The 16555-nt window shown below is 69.4% G+C and carries 16 protein-coding genes; 11 read left to right on the top strand and 5 right to left on the bottom strand.

What is annotated here, in order from left to right; translation table 11 throughout:
• Positions 1-47 precede the first annotated feature (47 nt).
• The 8 genes from V5F67_RS15420 (at position 48) to V5F67_RS15385 (ending at position 7831) form a co-directional block, all read left to right on the top strand.
• Positions 48-335 (top strand): UxaA family hydrolase, encoded by a 288-nt coding sequence (locus V5F67_RS15420; RefSeq protein WP_394016924.1) that lies wholly within the window; start codon positions 48-50, stop codon positions 333-335.
• 2 nt (positions 336-337) lie between these two features.
• Positions 338-1504, top strand: a complete 1167-nt coding sequence (locus V5F67_RS15415; protein ID WP_394017793.1) for a UxaA family hydrolase — start codon at positions 338-340, stop codon at positions 1502-1504.
• A gap of 97 nt (positions 1505-1601) precedes the next feature.
• Positions 1602-2630 (top strand): ABC transporter substrate-binding protein, encoded by a 1029-nt coding sequence (locus V5F67_RS15410; protein WP_394016925.1) that lies wholly within the window; start codon positions 1602-1604, stop codon positions 2628-2630.
• 29 nt (positions 2631-2659) lie between these two features.
• Positions 2660-3703, top strand: coding sequence for an Ldh family oxidoreductase (locus tag V5F67_RS15405; protein WP_394016926.1), 1044 nt, complete (start codon positions 2660-2662; stop codon positions 3701-3703).
• Positions 3700-5358: a GMC family oxidoreductase gene (locus V5F67_RS15400; protein ID WP_394016927.1), complete on the top strand. Its 1659-nt coding sequence runs from the start codon at positions 3700-3702 to the stop codon at positions 5356-5358. The genes V5F67_RS15405 and V5F67_RS15400 overlap by 4 nt, the downstream gene beginning before the upstream one ends.
• Before the next feature lie 16 nt (positions 5359-5374).
• Positions 5375-5671, top strand: coding sequence for a UxaA family hydrolase (locus tag V5F67_RS15395; RefSeq protein ID WP_394016928.1), 297 nt, complete (start codon positions 5375-5377; stop codon positions 5669-5671).
• Entirely contained in the window at positions 5668-6828 is a 1161-nt protein-coding gene (locus tag V5F67_RS15390; protein ID WP_394016929.1) for a UxaA family hydrolase, read from the top strand. Before V5F67_RS15395 ends, V5F67_RS15390 begins: the two co-directional genes overlap by 4 nt.
• A 256-nt stretch (positions 6829-7084) precedes the next feature.
• A complete protein-coding gene (locus tag V5F67_RS15385; RefSeq protein ID WP_394016930.1) occupies positions 7085-7831 on the top strand; it encodes a sulfite exporter TauE/SafE family protein in 747 nt (248 codons plus the stop codon).
• Between the two features lie 48 nt (positions 7832-7879).
• Here V5F67_RS15385 and acuI read toward each other — a convergent pair whose 3' ends face one another.
• Both acuI and acuR read right to left on the bottom strand, forming a co-directional pair.
• On the bottom strand, positions 7880-8860 hold the full coding sequence (gene acuI, locus V5F67_RS15380) for an acrylyl-CoA reductase (NADPH) (protein WP_394016931.1): 981 nt from the start codon (positions 8858-8860) through the stop codon (positions 7880-7882).
• Positions 8861-8904: 44 nt separating this feature from the next.
• Positions 8905-9540: an acrylate utilization transcriptional regulator AcuR gene (acuR, locus tag V5F67_RS15375; protein ID WP_394016932.1), complete on the bottom strand. Its 636-nt coding sequence runs from the start codon at positions 9538-9540 to the stop codon at positions 8905-8907.
• Positions 9541-9950: 410 nt separating this feature from the next.
• Here acuR and V5F67_RS15370 point away from each other — a divergent pair, with 410 nt between their 5' ends.
• A complete protein-coding gene (locus V5F67_RS15370; RefSeq protein WP_394016933.1) occupies positions 9951-10784 on the top strand; it encodes a c-type cytochrome in 834 nt (277 codons plus the stop codon).
• Positions 10785-10928: 144 nt separating this feature from the next.
• On the opposite strand, the gene V5F67_RS15365 is transcribed toward V5F67_RS15370, so the two are convergent.
• The 3 genes from V5F67_RS15365 to V5F67_RS15355 form a co-directional block, all read right to left on the bottom strand.
• Positions 10929-11696 (bottom strand): aldolase/citrate lyase family protein, encoded by a 768-nt coding sequence (locus tag V5F67_RS15365; protein ID WP_394016934.1) that lies wholly within the window; start codon positions 11694-11696, stop codon positions 10929-10931.
• 17 nt (positions 11697-11713) lie between these two features.
• Entirely contained in the window at positions 11714-13450 is a 1737-nt protein-coding gene (araD, locus tag V5F67_RS15360) for an L-arabinonate dehydratase (RefSeq protein WP_394016935.1), read from the bottom strand.
• An 89-nt stretch (positions 13451-13539) separates the two neighbouring features.
• Complete coding sequence (locus V5F67_RS15355) at positions 13540-14508, bottom strand: Bug family tripartite tricarboxylate transporter substrate binding protein (RefSeq protein ID WP_394016936.1); 969 nt, start codon at positions 14506-14508, stop codon at positions 13540-13542.
• A gap of 195 nt (positions 14509-14703) precedes the next feature.
• Between V5F67_RS15355 and V5F67_RS15350 the strand changes: the two genes are divergently transcribed.
• Both V5F67_RS15350 and V5F67_RS15345 read left to right on the top strand, forming a co-directional pair.
• Positions 14704-15405, top strand: coding sequence for a GntR family transcriptional regulator (locus V5F67_RS15350; RefSeq protein ID WP_394016937.1), 702 nt, complete (start codon positions 14704-14706; stop codon positions 15403-15405).
• 191 nt (positions 15406-15596) lie between these two features.
• On the top strand, positions 15597-16376 hold the full coding sequence (locus V5F67_RS15345; protein ID WP_394016938.1) for a helix-turn-helix transcriptional regulator: 780 nt from the start codon (positions 15597-15599) through the stop codon (positions 16374-16376).
• Positions 16377-16555: the final 179 nt, after the last annotated feature.

The raw sequence follows: 16555 nt of genomic DNA, 5'->3' as shown, positions 1-16555 counted from the left end.
GAAAGCCAAGGAAAGATAGTAAAAACAAACAGGATCGGGAGGAAAACATGGAGGAACCGGACTTCCTCGTGCACCACAAGGGCGACACGCTCGGCGTCGTCGTCGTGGAGGGGGTCAAGGCGGGCCAGACCCTGCGCGGCTGGGTGATGGATGCGGACGAGACCACTACCGTCAAGGTGCTCGCCGACATCCCGCTCGGCCACAAGGTGGCGCTCGCCGCCGTCGACAACGGCGCCAACGTGATCGAGTACGGCAACGATGTCGGCAAGGCGGTCGAGGCGATCCCGGTGGGCGGCTACGTCCACTACCACAACATCAAGAGCAACAGGTGGTGACGATGGCCCGCGATCACTTCTACGGCTTTAGGCGCGAGAACGGCCGCGTCGGCGTGCGCAACCACGTCCTCATCCTGCCGGTGGACGACATCTCCAACGCCTGCTGCGAGGGCGTCGAGCGCCTCGTCTTCGGCACCATGGCGCTGCCCCACTCCTACGGCAGGCTGCAGTACGGCGAGGACCTGGACCTCCACTTCCGCACCCTGATCGGCTGCGGCTCCAACCCCAACGTCGCCGCGGTGGTGGTGATCGGCATCGAGCCTGGCTGGACCGAGAAGATCGTCGAGGGCATCGCCAAGACCGGCAAGCCGGTGGCGGGCTTCCACATCGAGGGCCGCGGCGAGCTGGCGACCATCGCCTCGGCCTCCAAGACCGCGCAGGACTTCGTGAAGTGGTCCACCGAGCAGCAGCGGGTGAAGGCCGGCATTGATGAGCTGTGGGTCGCCACCAAGTGCGGCGAGAGCGACACCACGTCAGGACTCGGCTCGTGCCCCACGGTCGGCAACCTGTTCGACAAGTTCGACGCCAAGGGCGCCACCCTGTGCTTCGGCGAGACCACCGAGATCACCGGCGGCGAGCATCTGTGCGCCTCGCGCGCGGCGAGCCCGGACGTGGCCGCCAAGTTCATGAAGGTGTTCCAGGACTACCAGGACGAGGTGACGCGCTTCAAGGTGGACGACCTGCTCGACAGCCAGCCCTCCAAGGGCAACAAGGCTGGCGGCCTCTCCACCATCGAGGAGAAGGCGTTCGGCAACTTGGAGAAGATCGGCCGGAATTGCCGGTACATCGACGTGCTCGGCCCGGCCGAGGCGCCACAGAAGGGGCCGGGCCTCTATTACATGGACACCTCCAGCGCGGCGGCCGAGTGTCTCACTGTGCAGGCGGCCGGCGGCTTCGTGGTGCACCTCTTCCCCACCGGCCAGGGCAACGTGGTGGGCAACCCCATCATGCCGGTGGTGAAGCTGACCGCGAACCCGCTCACCGCCCGCACCATGCCCGAGCACATCGACCTCGACGTCTCGGACCTCTTGAAGCGGCGCATGAACATCGACCAGGCCGGCGAGGCGCTGATCGATATGACGCTGCGCACCTGCGACGGCCGCTACACCTGCTCGGAGACGCTGCGCCACCGAGAATTCTCGATGACGAAGCTCTACCGCAGCGCGTGACCGGCGGCGCCGGGCGCATCCAACGCCAATCGCCCGGCGCCGTCCAACATCGGAACGAGACCGCGAAAATGCGGCTGTTCGGAAGGGAGAAACGCACATGAACGCCACCGTTTCCAACGCCTTGCGCCACATGGTCGGCGCCGCGGCAGGTGCCGCCGCCCTCCTCGCGCTCGCCGGTCCTGCGAGCGCTCAATTGACCGAGATCCGCATCGCCAAGGGCTTCGGCATTCCCTATCTGCCCATAACCGTGATGGACCAGCAGAAGCTGCTGGAGAAGCATGTCGCCGCCGCCGGGCTCGGCCCGGTGAAGGGCGTCTACATGCAGCTCGCCAGCGGCGCGGCCATGACCGAGGCGCTGCTCTCCGGCAACCTGGACTTCGCCACCGGCGGTCCCGGCCCGCTGCTCACGGTGTGGGACCGCACCAAGGGCAATCTCAACATCAAGGGGATCGCCGCGGTCTCCTCGATCCCGGTCTATCTCAACACCATCAACCCCAACGTGAAGACCATCAAGGACTTCACGGACAAGGACCGCATCGCGGTGCCGACCGTAGGCGTCTCCACCCAGGCGGTGACGCTGCAGATCGCGGCGGAGAAGACCTTCGGCAAGGGCAAGCACGCCCAGCTCGACAAGCTCACCGTTTCCGTGGCGCCGCCAGACGCGCACAACGCCATGATGAGCGGCGGCACCGAGATCACCGCCAACTTCACCAGCCCGCCCTTCATGTACCAGCAGGTGAAGGACGGGAAGGCGCGGCGCATCCTCACCTCCTACGACGTGATGGGCGGCTCCACGAGCTTCATCCTCATGTGGACCACGGAGAAGTTCTACAAGACCTATCCGAAGTATTTCGACGCGGTGCTCGCGGCGCTGGAGGAGGCGAACGCCTTCATCAAGGCCAACCCGCGCCAGGCTGCGGAGATCTTCATCGCCGCCGAGAAATCGAAGCTGCCGCTCGATTTCGTGGAGGAAATGATCAAGGACCCGGACGTGATCTTCACCTCCTCGCCGCAGAACCTGATGGTCTACGCCGAGTTCATGCAGCGCAACGGCGCCATCAAGAACAAGCCCGAGGATTGGAAGGCCGTGTTCTTCCCGCCGGTCCACACCCGGTCCGGGTCCTGATCGCGCATCCCGAGCCGGAGCCGAGGCCAATGAAGAAGTCCTATCCAACGGAACCGCTCGCGCGCTGGCTCGGGAGCGTCTTTGCCGCCATCGGCGTCGAGCGGGCGCTTGCCGACCGCTCGGCGCGGGCGATCGTGCGCACCAACGCGCGGGGCATCGACACCCACGGCGTAGCTCGCGTGCTGATCTACGTGGACAAGCTGATGGCCGGCGAGCTCAATGCCGGCGCTGAGGTCCGCTTCGAGGACCGCAACGGCCTGCTCCACGTCCATGCGGACGGGGCGCTCGGCCAGGGCGCCGGCCTGATGGCGGTGGATGCCGCCGCGGCGCGGGCGCGCGAGACCGGCGCCGTGGTGGCGATCCTCCACGATGTCGGCCATCTCGGAGCGCTCGGCCTCTACGTGGCCGAGGCGGCGGACCAGGGCATGCTTGCCTTCATGGTCCAGTCCACCCCGCCGGTGATGGCGCTGCCGGGCTCGCGCGGCGCCGCCATCGGCAACAACCCCATCGCCTTCGCGAGCCCGGTGGAGGGCGGGGCGCCTCTGGTGTTCGACATGGCGACCAGCGGCGTCGCCCGCGGCAACGTGGTGATGGCGGCCCGTGCCGGACGGTCGATCCCGGAGGGCTGGGCCATCGACGCCGAGGGCAATCCCACCACCGACGCCCAGGCGGCGCTGCGTGGCGCCATGCTGCCGGTGGCGGGCCACAAGGGCATCGGCCTCGCCATGCTGGTGGAATGCTTCGCCGGCTCGCTCTCCGGCGCCAGGCCGCCGCCCATGGCGGCCACGGGCGGCAGCGCGCCGAGCCGCGTCGGCGCCTTCCTGATGCTGGTCAATCCCGCGCTTGCCGCCGGCCCCGGCGCCTATGGCGCGCACCTCGCGGAGTGGATGGAAATCTACAAGGCCGCCTCGGGCGAGGCCGGCCGCTATCCCGGCGAGCGCGCGCACGCGCTGGAGATCGAGCGCAGCCGCACCGGCATCCCCCTGCCGCCGGAGACGGTCGCCGACCTCGTGCGCGCCGGCGAGAAGGCGGGGGTGCCGTTCGACGTCGCGCCTCTGGAGGCCGCGCATTGAAGGAGGACCGCACAACCGTCACCGACGAGGCGTGCGACTTCGTGGTCGTCGGCGCCGGCTCGGCTGGCTGCGCGCTGGCTGGCCGGCTCGCCGAGGACGGACGCCACACCGTGGTGCTGCTGGAGGCCGGCGGCCCCGACGACAGCATCTGGATCCACATGCCGCTCGGCATCGGCAAGCTGCTCCAGGACGAGCGCTACATGTGGAAGTTCCAGACCGAGCCTGAGCAAGAGCTTCACGGCCAGTCCATCTACTGGCCGCGCGGCAAGGTGCTCGGCGGGTCGAGCGCGGTCAACGGTATGGTCTATGCCTGGGGCGAGGCGCGCGAGTATGACGGCTGGCGCGACCAGGGCCTTGCCGGCTGGGGTTTCTCGGACCTCTTACCCTATTTCCGGCGCATGGAGGCCTTCGACCGAAAGAGCGCGACGCCGCGCGGCCACGACGGCCCGGTGCGCATCACCGACCGCGGTGCCTTCGATCCCGACCCACTGTCGGACGCCTTCCGCGACGCCTGCGTTGCCGCCGGCATCCCACCGGTGGCGGACTACAATTCCGGCACGCCCGAAGGGGTGGCCTATCTCCAGCAGACGGTGTGGCGCGGCCGGCGCTGGACCTCCGCCACCGCCTATCTGCGCGACGCCCGCAAGCGTGGGAACTTCCGCCAGGTGGTACGCGCGCCGGTCTCGCGCATCCTGTTCGAGGGCGCGCGGGCGGTCGGGGTGGAATACCGCAAGGACGGCATGGTCCATCGCCTGCCGTGCCGGGGCGAGGTGATCCTCTGCGCCGGGGCGGTGCAGTCGCCGCAATTGCTGGAGCTGTCCGGCATCGGCGGCGCGGCGCGCATCGCCGCCTTGGGTCTGCCGGTGGTGGCGGACGTGCCGGGCGTGGGGGAGGGACTCCAGGATCATCTTCAGGTGCGCCTCTCCTACGAATGCCGGCTGCCGATCACCATCAACGACGTGATCCGCAGCCGCGCCCGCGCGGCGCTGGAGGGCCTGCGCTACCTCGTGACGCGCCGCGGCCTGCTTTCCTCCACCTCCTCCTCGGTGCACGCCATCGCCCGCACGCGGCCGGAGCTGGGGCGGCCGGACGTGAAGATCCAGATCGCCCTCATCAGTGGCAAGGACCGCTATTCGCGCTCGGCCGACCTCGGCATCGATCCGTTCCCCGGCTTCTCGTTGGGCGTGTTCAAGCTGCACCCGGCTTCGCGCGGCTCCATCCATGCGGTCTCGCGCGATCCCATGGCGCCGCCGCGCATCGTCGCCGGCTATCTCTCCGATCCCTCCGATCTGCCGACCTATCTGGACGGCATCGCCCTCATCCGCCGCATCGCCGCCGCGAAGCCGCTCGCGGACCTGATCGTCGCCGAGCGGCGGCCGGGGCCGGAGGTCGGCAGCGCGGACGAGATCGTCGACTATGTCCGCCGCACCGGGCAGACCTCCTGGCACCCCATCAGCACCTGCCGCATGGGCGTCGATGCCGGCGCCGTGGTGGATGCGCGCCTGAAGGTGCGCGGCGTCGACGGCCTGCGCGTCGCCGACTGCTCCGTCATGCCGACCATGGCGTCCTCCAACACCAACGCGCCGGCCATCATGATCGGCGAGAAGGCGGCCGACCTCGTGCGCGAGGATGCTGCCCGGCGCTCCAACACCTGACCGAAGGAAGACCGCGATGCCGAGAGCCATCGTCCTCGACCCCAGCGACAACGTCGCCACCCTCATCGACCCGGCCCGCAAGGCCGAGGCGGCGACGCTCGGCGGCGCCCGCTCCGGCACCGTCACGCTCGCCGCCGACGTGCCGTTCGGCCACAAGATCGCGCTCGCCGACATCGCCGTCGGCGCCAACATCCTGAAGTATGGACAGGTGATCGGCCGCGCCACCGCCGCCATCCCGGCCGGCGCGCATGTCCACGTCCACAATGTCGAGGCGCTCCGGGCGCGCGGCGACGTGAGCGGGAGGGCGGCATGAGCGGCGTGACCTTCCTTGGCTATGGCCGTCCGGACGGCTCGGCCGGCGTGCGCAACCACGTCGCCGTCGTCTCGGTGATGGACAATTGCAACCCCGTCACCCGCAAGGTGGCGGAGGCGGTCTACGGCACCATTCCGGTGACGACGCTGTTCGTGCGTGGCCAGCTCGGGCGCGACCTCGACATCACCCTCGACACGCTCGCCGGGCTCGCGCGCAACCCCAATGTCGCGGCCGTGCTGCTGATCGGCCTCGAAGGGGCGATGACCGAGGCGCTGGCGAAGCGCATCCGTCCGTGCGGCAAGACGGTGGCTTCGGTGGTGATCCAGCAGGTGGGCGGCACCATCAACGCCATCGCCGAGGGCACCCGCGCCGCCGCCCGCCTGGTGCGCGAGGCCTCGCGCCAGCGCCGGGCGGAATTCCCGCTGTCGAAGCTCGTCATCGGCGTCGAGTGCGGCGGCTCGGACACCACGTCGGGCCTCGCCTCCAACCCCGCCATCGGCGTGGTCGCCGACAGGGTGGCGGCGGCGGGCGGCACCGTCATCATCTCCGAGACCTCGGAATTCTTCGGCGCCGAGCACCTGTTCGCCGAGCGCGCCCGCACGCCGAAGGTGAAGGCGGACTTCCTGGAAGCGGTGCAGGGCTTCGAGCGCGAGATCATGGCGCACGGCATCGACCTGCGCGGCTCCAACCCGACGCCAGACAACATCCTCGGCGGCCTCACCACCATCGAGGAGAAGGCGCTCGGCGCCATGGCGAAGGCCGGCAAGTCGCCGCTCGTCGGCGTGCTCGCCTATGGCGAGGCGCCGCGCGAGCAGGGCCTGCACTTCATGGCGACCCCCGCCCCGGCGGTGGAATCCCTCACCGCGCTGGCGGCGGGCGGGTGCCAGATCTGCCTGTTCTCCACCGGGGTGGGCAATCCCATCGGCTCCATGGTGTCCACCACCATCAAGATCTCCGGAAACCGCAACACCGTCGACTTCTTCGCCGACAATGTGGACTTCGACGTCACTGGCGTTCTGGAGCGCGGCGAGCCGCTCGCCGAGGCCGGCGGCCGGCTCGGCGACTACATGCTCTCCGTCGCCTCCGGCGAGCTCACCACCAGCGAGGTGCTGGATGTGCGCGAGACCTGCATCAGCCGCTTCCTGCCCTCCATGTGAGGTGGCAGAAGACGGCGCTTCCCGGAGCACGCCACCCACGCGCGCTCCGAATGCCAGAAAAGCCGGCAGCGGGGCTTCGGCAATGGCTGTCGCTCCGTCCCACCGTCGGCGCCGACCCGCCTGCCGCCGCCCGCCCGCGTCGCGAGGGGAGCCGGAATCCGTTGCTCAGCAGATATTCAATGATCGTGTGATCTGATCGGCGCCCCACCCGCCCTCGTGTTGCCGGAGCGCCGCCACCCGGCGCGGAACGATCCCCATGGACAGCATCGCCACCAGTCTTCCGCTCATCGCCTTGGCCTATGCTCTCGGCGGGTTCGTGAAAGGCGTCATCGGCATCGGCATGCCGCTCATCATCGTGCCGATCCTGTCCCTGACCATGCCGGTGCCGAGCGCCATCGCGCTGGTCAGCATCCCGGTGCTGGTGAGCAACCTCGTGCAGGTGGCGGAGCTGAAGACGGTGCTGCCGGCGCTCGGGCGCTTCCGCTGGCTGCTCATCGCCCTCGTTCCCGGTGCGGTGATCGGAGCCTCGCTGCTGATGAGCCTCGATCAGCACCAGCTCTATCTGGTGCTCGGGGCGGCGCTGCTGCTCTTCTCGCTGCTCGGTCTGGTGCCGGTGCCGGAAGGGCGTGTCGCCGTCAACGAGCGGCTTTGGAATCCGCTGGCCGGCTTCGGCATTGGCATCGTGGGCGGGTTGTCCTCGTTCCCGGGTCCGCCGCTGGTGCTCTATTTCATGTGGCTGCGGGTGGACAAGGACGTCTTCGTCGGCACCAGCGCCTCGGTCTACTTTCTCACCGGCGTGCCGCTGATGGTGACGCTGGTGGCGCACGGCACGCTCGGCTGGCGTGAGGCGCTGATCTCGACGCTGGGGCTGGTGCCGCTGCTGGCGGGCATGCGCCTCGGCGCGATCATGCGCAGCCGTCTTTCCCAGGTGATGTTCCGCCGGATCATGCTCGCCGCCGTGGCGGTGATCGCGCTGGAGCTGCTGCGGCGCGGGGCGATGTGAGGGCCCGGTTCATCCCCCGAGACATGGGGGATGAACCGGGAGCCCTGCTCAGGGCGCGATCTCGACCACCACGCGACCGCGCACCTTGCCGTCGAGGATGTCGGCGCCCTTGGCGATCACATCGTCGAAGGCGACCGTCGTGGTCATGGCCGCGAGCTTGGCGTGGTCGAGGTCGCGCGCGAGGCGCGCCCAGGCCTCCAGGCGCCGGGCCTTGGGCGCCATCACGGAATCGATGCCGAGCAGCGAGACGCCGCGCAGGATGAAGGGGGCGACCGAGGTGGGCAGGTCCATGCCGCCGGCAAGCCCGCAGGCGGCGATGGCGCCGCCATAGCGTGTCATCGACAGCAGGTTGGCGAGCGTGTTGGTGCCGACGGAATCGACGCCGGCCGCCCAGCGCTCCTTGGCGAGCGGGCGCGCGGCGCCGGCCAGCTCCTGCCGGGCGATGATCTCCTTGGCGCCGAGGCCCTTGAGATAATCCGCCTCCTGCTCGCGGCCGGTGGAGGCGATGACATGCCAGCCGGCGCCCGCCAGCAGGGAGATGGCGACCGACCCGACGCCGCCGGCCGCGCCCGTGACCACCGCCGGGCCCTGCTCGGGCTTGAGGCCGTGGCGCTCCAGCGCCATCACGCAGAGCATGGCGGTGTAGCCGGCGGTGCCGATGGCCATGGCCTGGGCCGGCGAGAGGCCGGAGGGCAGGGGCACCAGCCAGTCGGCCTTCACGCGCGACTTCTCGGCATAGGCGCCGAGATGGGTCTCGCCGGTGCCCCAGCCGTTGAGGATCACGGCGTCGCCCGGCTTATAGGCGTCGCTGTCGGAGCGCTCCACCACGCCGGCGAAGTCGATGCCGGGGATCATGGGGAAGCGGCGCACCACCGGCCCGCGGCCGGTGAGCGCGAGACCGTCCTTGTAGTTCAGGGTCGAGTGGGTGACGCGGACGGTGACGTCGCCGTCCATCAGGTCGGCTTCGTCGAACGTCTTGAGGGCGACGCTCTGTCCGGCGTCTGTCTTCTCCACGACGATGGCGCGCATGATCTCTCCTTGTGCGTTTCCTGTTGGTCTGACGTTCCGCGTGGCTATCCGCGGACGAGCGCGAAGAAGCCGTCGGCGAAGGTGCGCAGCGGGGCGTTGGTCCGCTCCAGCTTGGCGCGCAGGACGGCGCCTTCCCAGCCGATCCAGAAGAAGGCGGCGAGCTGGTCCGGGTCGCGGTCGGGATCGATCTCGCCGGCCGCCTGCGCGCGGGCGAGGCAGGCGGCGGTGCGCGCCTGCCAGTCCGCGAATACGTCGGCAAGGCGTTGGCGGAAGGCCTCGGGCAGTGCGCCCATCTCCTGGCCGAGATTGCCCACCAGGCAGCCGCGCCGGAAATCGTGCCGCGCCATCGCCGCCTCGGCCGAGCGGGTGAAGGCTTCGAGCCGTGCCAGCGGCGCCAGGGACTCGTCGGCGAAGAAGCGGTCGAGCCGCTCGGCGAAGTAGGCGGCGTAGCGCTCGATCAGCTCGGCGCCGAACGCCTCCTTGCTCTTGAAGTAATGGTAGAAGGAGCCCTTCGGCACGCCGACACCGTTCAGCACCTGGTCGATGCCGGTGGCCGAGAAGCCCTTCTCCGTCAGCGCCGCGAGCCCCGCGCGCACCAGCGCCTCGCGCGTCTCGCTCGGGGCGTCGAGCGCCTTCGGCGGTCGCCCGCGCCGGCGCGGCTGGGGTGTGGCGGCATCCATGGGCTCGATAAATAGACCGATCGTCTATTTAATTCAAGCGGCCCTGCCCGCTGCCGCGACGTCCTGATCTCGCACCGTCATGCCCGGCCTCGTCCGGGGGATCCACCGGGCCGCTTGTCCTGCGCCGTGGGAACAGGACGCCAGCCCGGCCGCAGGGGTGGATCCCCCGGACAAGCCGGGGGATGACGCTCGATGCGGCGGCGCGGCCTGCGGCGGCAAGGTCCCGATCTCGTCCCGTCATGCCCTATTCGTCCCAGCGATTCCCGCTCCGTCATGCCCCGGCTTGATCGGGGCATCCACCGGGCCGCTTGCGCGGGGCTTCAGGACGTGTAGGCCTCCCGGTCGCAGGGTGTATCCCCCGGCCAAGCCGGGGCATGACGCTGGTGCATGTGTGGACGCAGGAGGGGATCATGTTCGGACGGCTCATGGCGGCGCTCGCCTGCATGTTCGCTCTTACCCTTGTGGGGGCGTCCGCACGGGCGGAGGCGGTCCTTTCCCTCAAGGCGGACGGCGCGTCGCGCACCTACACCGTCAGCCAGCTGCTGGCCCGGCCGGACGCGGTGTCGGTGACGGTGCCAGCGGACATCGCCTATGGCGGAACCGCCACCTATCGCGCCGTGCCGGTGCTGTCGCTGCTGAAGGAGGCGGGAATCCCCACCGACGCGCCGATCCAGATCAGGGCGCTCGACGGCTTCATCGCCCACTATCCTCCCGGCCTGTTCTCGGACGGCGGTCCGGACGGTCCGCGCGCCTTCGTGGCGGTGGAGCCGCACCACGCGCCCTGGCCGAAGCTGAAGGGCAAGGCCGCCACCGCCGGGCCGTTCTACATCGTCTGGCAGAACCCCCAGGCGGGGCGCGTCAGCAGCGAGCACTGGGCCTATCAGGTGGCGAGCATCGAGAGCGCGCTGGACCCGCTCCTGAAATGGCCGCAGATCGATGTGGCGCCTGCGCTCGCCGTCGATGCGCCGGCGCGTCGGGGGCTCGCGGTCTTCATCCACAATTGCATGCCCTGCCACCAGATGAACGGCGGCGGCGAGAGCACCATCGGGCCGGATCTGAACCTGCCCATGAACCCGACCGAGTATTTCCAGCCCGCCGCCCTGCGTCAGCTGATCCGCGATCCGGCAGCGGTGCGCACCTGGCCTGAGCAGCGCATGCCGGGCTTCGACGCCGCGACCATTCCGGAGCGGGACCTGAGCGACCTGATCGCCTATCTCGACGCCATGCGCCACCGGCGCAAGTGAGGAGGGCGATATCCCGCGCCTGTCATGCCCCGGCTTGTCCGGAGCATCCACCGCGTCGCTTGTCCGTTGCTTTGGGATAGACCGCCGGCCTGGCCGGAGGGGGATCCTCCGGACAAGCTGGGGGATGACGGCGCTCGGCGGACCTCAGGCCCGGAATTTCCTCGCCAGCGCTTCCGAGCCGCGCGCCAGGATGCCGGTGTCGGAGCCGACGGCGGTGAAGACGCAGCCGGCAGCGATGTAGCGCCGCGCCAGCGCCTCGTCGCCAGTGAGGATGCCAGCGCGGTTGCCGGCCTTGCCGATGCGGCGGATCATGTCCTCGATCAGCGCGACGATGGCCTCGTCCCCCTGGCCGCCCAGGTGGCCAAGCGCGGCGGAAAGGTCGCCGGGGCCGATGAACACGCCGTCCACCCCCGGCACGGCGGCGATGGCGTCGAGGTTGTCGAGGCCGAGCCTGGATTCGATCTGCACCAGCACGCAGATCTCCTCGTGGGCGCGGGCGTAATAATCTTTCACCCGGCCGAAGCGCGAGGCGCGCGAGGCGGAGGCGAAGCCGCGCATGCCGTGCGGCGGATAGCGTGTGGCGGCCACCGCCGCGGCCGCCTGATCGTCCGTGTCCACCATGGGGATGAGGAAGCTCTGCACGCCGGCATCGAGGAAGCGCTTGATGATTACCGTGTCGTTCACCGGCGGACGCACGATGGGCTGCGTCGCCGGATACTCCATCATGGCGTGGAGCTGGTTCACCACCTGCGGCAGCTCGTTGGGCGAATGCTCGGTGTCGAGCAGCAGCCAGTCGAAGCCGGAGCCCGCGAGAATCTCCACCGACAGGTGGCTCGCGAGGCTCGACCACAGGCCGATCTGCTGGCGTCCGGCATGAATGGCGCGCTTGAAGGTGTTCGCTGGCACATCCAAGGGATTGGTCCTTCTCGTCAGTAGATGGCGGGCTCGCCGGCGGGGGCGCCGAACGCGGTCTCGAGGAAGTCGAAGTCGCAGCCCTGGTTCGCCTGGCCGATATGGCGCGAGAACATCCAGCCATAGCCGCGCTCGAAGCGGGGCTCGGGGGCGGGCAGGGCGGCGCGGCGGCGGGCGAGCTCCTCCTCGGGCACCAGCATGTCGATGCTGCGGTTCGGCACGTCCACGCGCACCATGTCGCCGGTGGCGATGAGCGCCAGCGGGCCGCCCACATAGCTCTCCGGCGCCACGTGCAGGATGCAGGCGCCGTAGCTGGTGCCGCTCATGCGGGCATCGGAGATGCGCAGCATGTCGCGCACGCCCTCCTTCACCAGCTTCTTCGGGATCGGCAGCATGCCCCATTCCGGCATGCCCGGCCCGCCCAGTGGACCGGCATTGCGCAGCACCAGGACATGGTCGGGGGTGACGTCGAGGCTCTCGTCCTCCACCGCCGCCTTCATGCTGGGATAGTCGTCGAACACCAGCGCCGGCCCGGTGTGGACCCTCAGGTGCGGCGCGCAGGCGCTCGGCTTGATGACGCAGCCGTCCGGGGCGAGGTTGCCGCGCAGCACCGCGAGCGCGCCCTCGGCATAGATCGGGTTCTCCAGCGGGCGGATCACGTCGTCATTGTAGACGGTGGCGCCTTCCAGCGTCTCGCCGAGCCGGAGGCCGGAGACGGTGAGCGCGTCGAGGTGGAGAAAAGGCTTGAGGCGCCCCATCAGCGCCGGCAGGCCGCCGGCGAAGTAGAAGTCCTCCATCAGGTAGGCCTCGCCCGATGGCCGCACGTTGGCGAGCACCGGGACGATGCGGCTCGCGCGGTCGAAGTCATCCAGCGTGATGTCGCAGCCGGCGCGTCGCGCCTGGGCGATCAGGTGGATGATGGCGTTGGTGGAGCAGCCCATGGCCATGGCCACCGTGATGGCGTTCTCGAACGCTGCGCGGGTCTGGATGCGGGCTGGCACGAGGTCCTCCCACACCATGTCGACGATGCGCCGGCCCGAGGCCGCGCACATGCGCATGTGGCCGGCGTCCGGCGCCGGGATGGAGGAGGCGCCCGGCAGCGTCATGCCGATGGCCTCGGCGATGGCGGTCATGGTGCTGGCGGTGCCCATGGTCATGCAGTGGCCGTAGGAGCGGGCGATGCCGCCCTCGATCTCGTTCCACGCCGCCTGGTCGATGTTGCCGGCGCGGCGCTCGTCCCAGAACTTCCAGGCGTCGGAGCCGGAGCCCAGCGTCTTGCCGTTCCAGTTGCCGCGCAGCATCGGCCCCGCCGGCACGTAGATGGCGGGCACGCCGGCGCTGGTGGCGCCCATGAGGAGCGCCGGGGTGGACTTGTCGCAGCCGCCCATGAGCACCGCGCCGTCCACCGGATGGGCGCGGATCACCTCCTCCACCTCCATGGCCAGCATGTTGCGGTAGAGCATGGAGGTGGGCTTCAGGAACGTCTCGGAGACGGAGTGCACCGGGATTTCCAGCGGGAAGCCGCCGGCCTGGAACACGCCGCGCTTGATGTCCTCCACCCGGTCCTTGAAGTGGGCGTGGCAGGAGTTGAAGTCCGACCAGGTGTTGAGGATGGCGATCACCGGCTTGCCGGCCCAGTCCTCGGGCGCGTAGCCCATCTGCCGCAGGCGCGAGCGATGGCCGAAGCTGCGCAGGTCGTCGTCGGCGAACCAGCGGGCGCTGCGCAGCGCGTCGGGGCTCTTGCGGGGCTTCATGAACTCCACCTCGGAAATGGGCCGGGCCTCGACTGGAGGCCCGGCGACACGTCGCCGGATCGGATTGCTGCAATCGGTCCGATTCGGCGTCAGTTGGTCTCGATCTTCCCGGCCTTCACCACCTCGCGCCAGCGCTGTTCCTCGCCGTTGCGGAAGGCCACGAACTCCTCGGGCGTGTTGGCCACCACCTCGAAGCCGAGGCCGTTGAACTTCGCCTTCACCTCGGGGTCATTGAGGCTCGCCTTCAGCGCCTCGAAGAGCTTGGCCTTCACCGGCGCCGGCAGGCCCTTGGGTGCGGCGGCGGCCTGCCAGGAATAGACGTCGATGCCGGCGACGCCCGCTTCCTTCATGGTCGGCACGTCGGGCAGCACGGGGTTGCGGTCCGCCGCGGTGACGGCGAGGGCCTTCAGCTTGCCGGCCTTGATCTGGTTCGCCACCGCGCCGAGATTCTGGAACGACACGTTGGCATGCCCGGCGATGAGGTCGGCGATGGCCGGCCCGCCGCCCTTGTAGGGCACGTGCACGCCGCTGGTGCCGGTTTTCTGCCAGAACAGCGCCGCGGTCAGATGGTCCGATGAGCCGACGCCGGACGAGGCGAATGTCACCTTCTCCGGGTTCTTGTTGAGATAGGCGATCAGCTCCTTCACCGAGCGTGCTGGAAAGTCCGGATGGGCCACCAGCACGTTCGGGGTGCGCACCGCGACCGTCAGCAGGTCGAGGTCCTTGCCCGGCTGGTAGCTGAGGTTCGGGTTGAGCGCCGGATTGATGGCGAACACGCCGATGGAGCCCACCAGCAGCGTGTAGCCATCCGCCGGCTGACCCTTCACGTGGCTCGCGCCGTTGGCGCCGTTGGCGCCGGGACGATTGTCGATCACCACGGTCTGGCCGAGCTTGTCCTGCATCTTCGGCTGCATGAAGCGGGCGGTGCTGTCGGAGGCGCCGCCCGGCGGGAACGGCACCACCACCGTGATGGGCCGGTCGGGGAAAGTCTGGGCGAGCGCCGGCGCGCCCGAGAGCGCCGCGGCGAGCGCGAGCGGGATGATCTTCCAGCGGGACATGTTTCCTCCTGTCGCTTGGACGCGCTGGCGGAGGAGCCGTCGCCCTGAGTTGGCGTGGCGCGGTTCCTCCCCGGATGCCCTTGCGGGCGGCGCCGGTCTTGTCCACGGCCTGAGGCTCTGTTTTGCGGACCGGGCTAATGGATTAAAGCGCTAATGCATTAGTGAAGTCAAACCCGGATTGCGCTATGGTGGATCATGGATACCGCGCTCTCCCGCTCCCGGCCGCCCCGCGATCCGTCCCGCCATGCGGCGCCGCAGGTGTTCGATTATCTGCGCGAGCGCATCATCGCGCTGGAGCTGCCGCCGGGAACGCTGATCTCGCGTGCCGATCTGCAGGAGCTGTTCGGGTTCTCCTCCACCCCGGTGCGCGATGCGCTGATGCGGCTCCAGGAGGAGGGGCTGGTGGATATCTTCCCCCAGCACGCCACCATCGTCAGCCCCATCGACCTCAAGCTCGCGCGTCAGGCGCAGTTCCTGCGCCGCTCGCTGGAGCAGGAGGCGGTGCGCACCATCGCCCTGTCCGCCGAACGTGCCGAGGTCGTGGCGCGGCTGGAGACCGTGATCGAGGTCCAGGCGACCCTGCTTGGGCGCGGCGACCTGCCGGGCTTCGAGAATGCGGATCGCGAGTTCCACCGCGTGTTCTTCGAGACTGCGGGCATTGCCGGCCTGCACGCCATGGTGCGCCGCTATTCCGGCCATATCGACCGCATCCGCCGGCTGCACCTGCCCATGCCCGGCAAGGCGGCGCAGGTGATCGCCGACCACCGCGCCATCGTCGCCGGCATCGCCTCGGGTGACACCGGCAAGGCGCAGGATGCGCTGCGCGAGCACCTGTCCAAGTCGCTTGCCTTCACCCCCGACCTCCAGGCCCGCTGGCCCGATTATTTCCGCGACTGAGGCGCGGCCGGGGGCAGCGCGGAAGCGTGTGCGGGCGCGCCCGTCGAACGGCTGTGGCCGCAGGCGCTCCGGTTTCGGACCGGCGACAATGACGCTTGGGCGGGATGGCGGGTTGCGAACCATTTCAGTCTTGACTACAGCCTGCCGGACGGGAACCCAGCGCGCCGAGGCGCGCAGGCCATTGGCTGTGAATGATGACGGGCGAAGAGCAGGCGTGGGTCCACGGCCTTTGGGATGAGGTGTCGGATTTCGAGGCCAGCCAGTGCGAGCGGGCGTCGGCGCATCTGATGGGCGCGTTGTGCGCGGCGACCGGCGCCTGGAACGCGACCTGGGCGGGCGCGGTGAGGATCGGAGGCGCCGCGCAAGGCGATCCGCTCAAGGGCTGGCGCGTCGCCTCGGTGCAGGCGCTCAAGCCGGTGCCGCCCCATGAGGACGAGGGCCATTTCAAGGAGATCCTGAAGGAGTGGGACCGGCGCGAGATCGATCCCTCATTCCTGCTGCCGATGACCGGTGTCGGCGCGTTCCGCACCTATGCGTTCCGGCGCGATCTGCCGGCCGGCTGGTTCGAGAGCCCCTTCTTCCGGCGCTATTACGAGGCTGTCGGCACGCGCGACGCGGTGTTCGTCGCCTTCCCGCTGAACCAGGACTGCGAATCCCATTTCGGCTTCTATGCGGGGCGTCCGTTCACGCCCGGCGAGATCGCGCTCCTCGCCTATGCCCTGCGCGGCATCAAGTGGTTCCACCGCCACCTGATGATGAGCAGCGGCCTGCTTGCCGCCTCCGCGCCGCTCACGCCGGCCGAGCGGCGGGTGCTCCAGCTGCTGCTCACCAAAGCGTCCGAGAAGGAGATCGCCCGCCAGGCGGAGATCGCCACCTCCACAGCGCACCAGCATGTCACCAGCATCTTCCGCAAATTCGCCGTCCGCAGCCGGGCGGAGCTCATGAGCCTGTGGCTGAAGAGCTTGGGCTGAGCCGCGCCCCCGTGCCGCGCCTTGGAAGGCCGTACGCCTGAGGCTGCCAGGCACCGGACGTTGCCCGCGCGGTTGCTCTTTGAGGCCAAAGTGGTTGCTCGCCCATTCGCCTGCCCTCGCGGCGGCGCGCAGGCGGGTCGCAAAGCGCCGCCGCACGTTCATTCAAGTGTTTGAAAATA

Source organism: Xanthobacter pseudotagetidis, from assembly GCF_043194795.2.
GTDB lineage: Bacteria > Pseudomonadota > Alphaproteobacteria > Rhizobiales > Xanthobacteraceae > Xanthobacter > Xanthobacter tagetidis_A.
The sequence above is the reverse complement of the archived record's forward strand: the minus strand, read 5'-3'. Positions and strand labels throughout refer to the sequence as shown.

Bases quoted from the DNA above. Each gene is read 5' to 3' on its own strand.
- V5F67_RS15385 (WP_394016930.1), top strand. From the start codon at position 7,085: ATGGACAGCATCGCCACCAGTCTTCCGCTCATCGCCTTGGCCTATGCT.
- V5F67_RS15350 (WP_394016937.1), top strand. From the start codon at position 14,704: ATGGATACCGCGCTCTCCCGCTCCCGGCCGCCCCGCGATCCGTCCCGC.
- V5F67_RS15420 (WP_394016924.1), top strand. From the start codon at position 48: ATGGAGGAACCGGACTTCCTCGTGCACCACAAGGGCGACACGCTCGGC.
- acuI (WP_394016931.1), bottom strand. From the start codon at position 8,860: ATGCGCGCCATCGTCGTGGAGAAGACAGACGCCGGACAGAGCGTCGCC.
- V5F67_RS15405 (WP_394016926.1), top strand. From the start codon at position 2,660: ATGAAGAAGTCCTATCCAACGGAACCGCTCGCGCGCTGGCTCGGGAGC.
- V5F67_RS15415 (WP_394017793.1), top strand. From the start codon at position 338: ATGGCCCGCGATCACTTCTACGGCTTTAGGCGCGAGAACGGCCGCGTC.
- V5F67_RS15345 (WP_394016938.1), top strand. From the start codon at position 15,597: ATGATGACGGGCGAAGAGCAGGCGTGGGTCCACGGCCTTTGGGATGAG.
- V5F67_RS15355 (WP_394016936.1), bottom strand. From the start codon at position 14,508: ATGTCCCGCTGGAAGATCATCCCGCTCGCGCTCGCCGCGGCGCTCTCG.
- acuR (WP_394016932.1), bottom strand. From the start codon at position 9,540: ATGGATGCCGCCACACCCCAGCCGCGCCGGCGCGGGCGACCGCCGAAG.
- V5F67_RS15390 (WP_394016929.1), top strand. From the start codon at position 5,668: ATGAGCGGCGTGACCTTCCTTGGCTATGGCCGTCCGGACGGCTCGGCC.
- V5F67_RS15370 (WP_394016933.1), top strand. From the start codon at position 9,951: ATGTTCGGACGGCTCATGGCGGCGCTCGCCTGCATGTTCGCTCTTACC.
- araD (WP_394016935.1), bottom strand. From the start codon at position 13,450: ATGAAGCCCCGCAAGAGCCCCGACGCGCTGCGCAGCGCCCGCTGGTTC.
- V5F67_RS15395 (WP_394016928.1), top strand. From the start codon at position 5,375: ATGCCGAGAGCCATCGTCCTCGACCCCAGCGACAACGTCGCCACCCTC.
- V5F67_RS15410 (WP_394016925.1), top strand. From the start codon at position 1,602: ATGAACGCCACCGTTTCCAACGCCTTGCGCCACATGGTCGGCGCCGCG.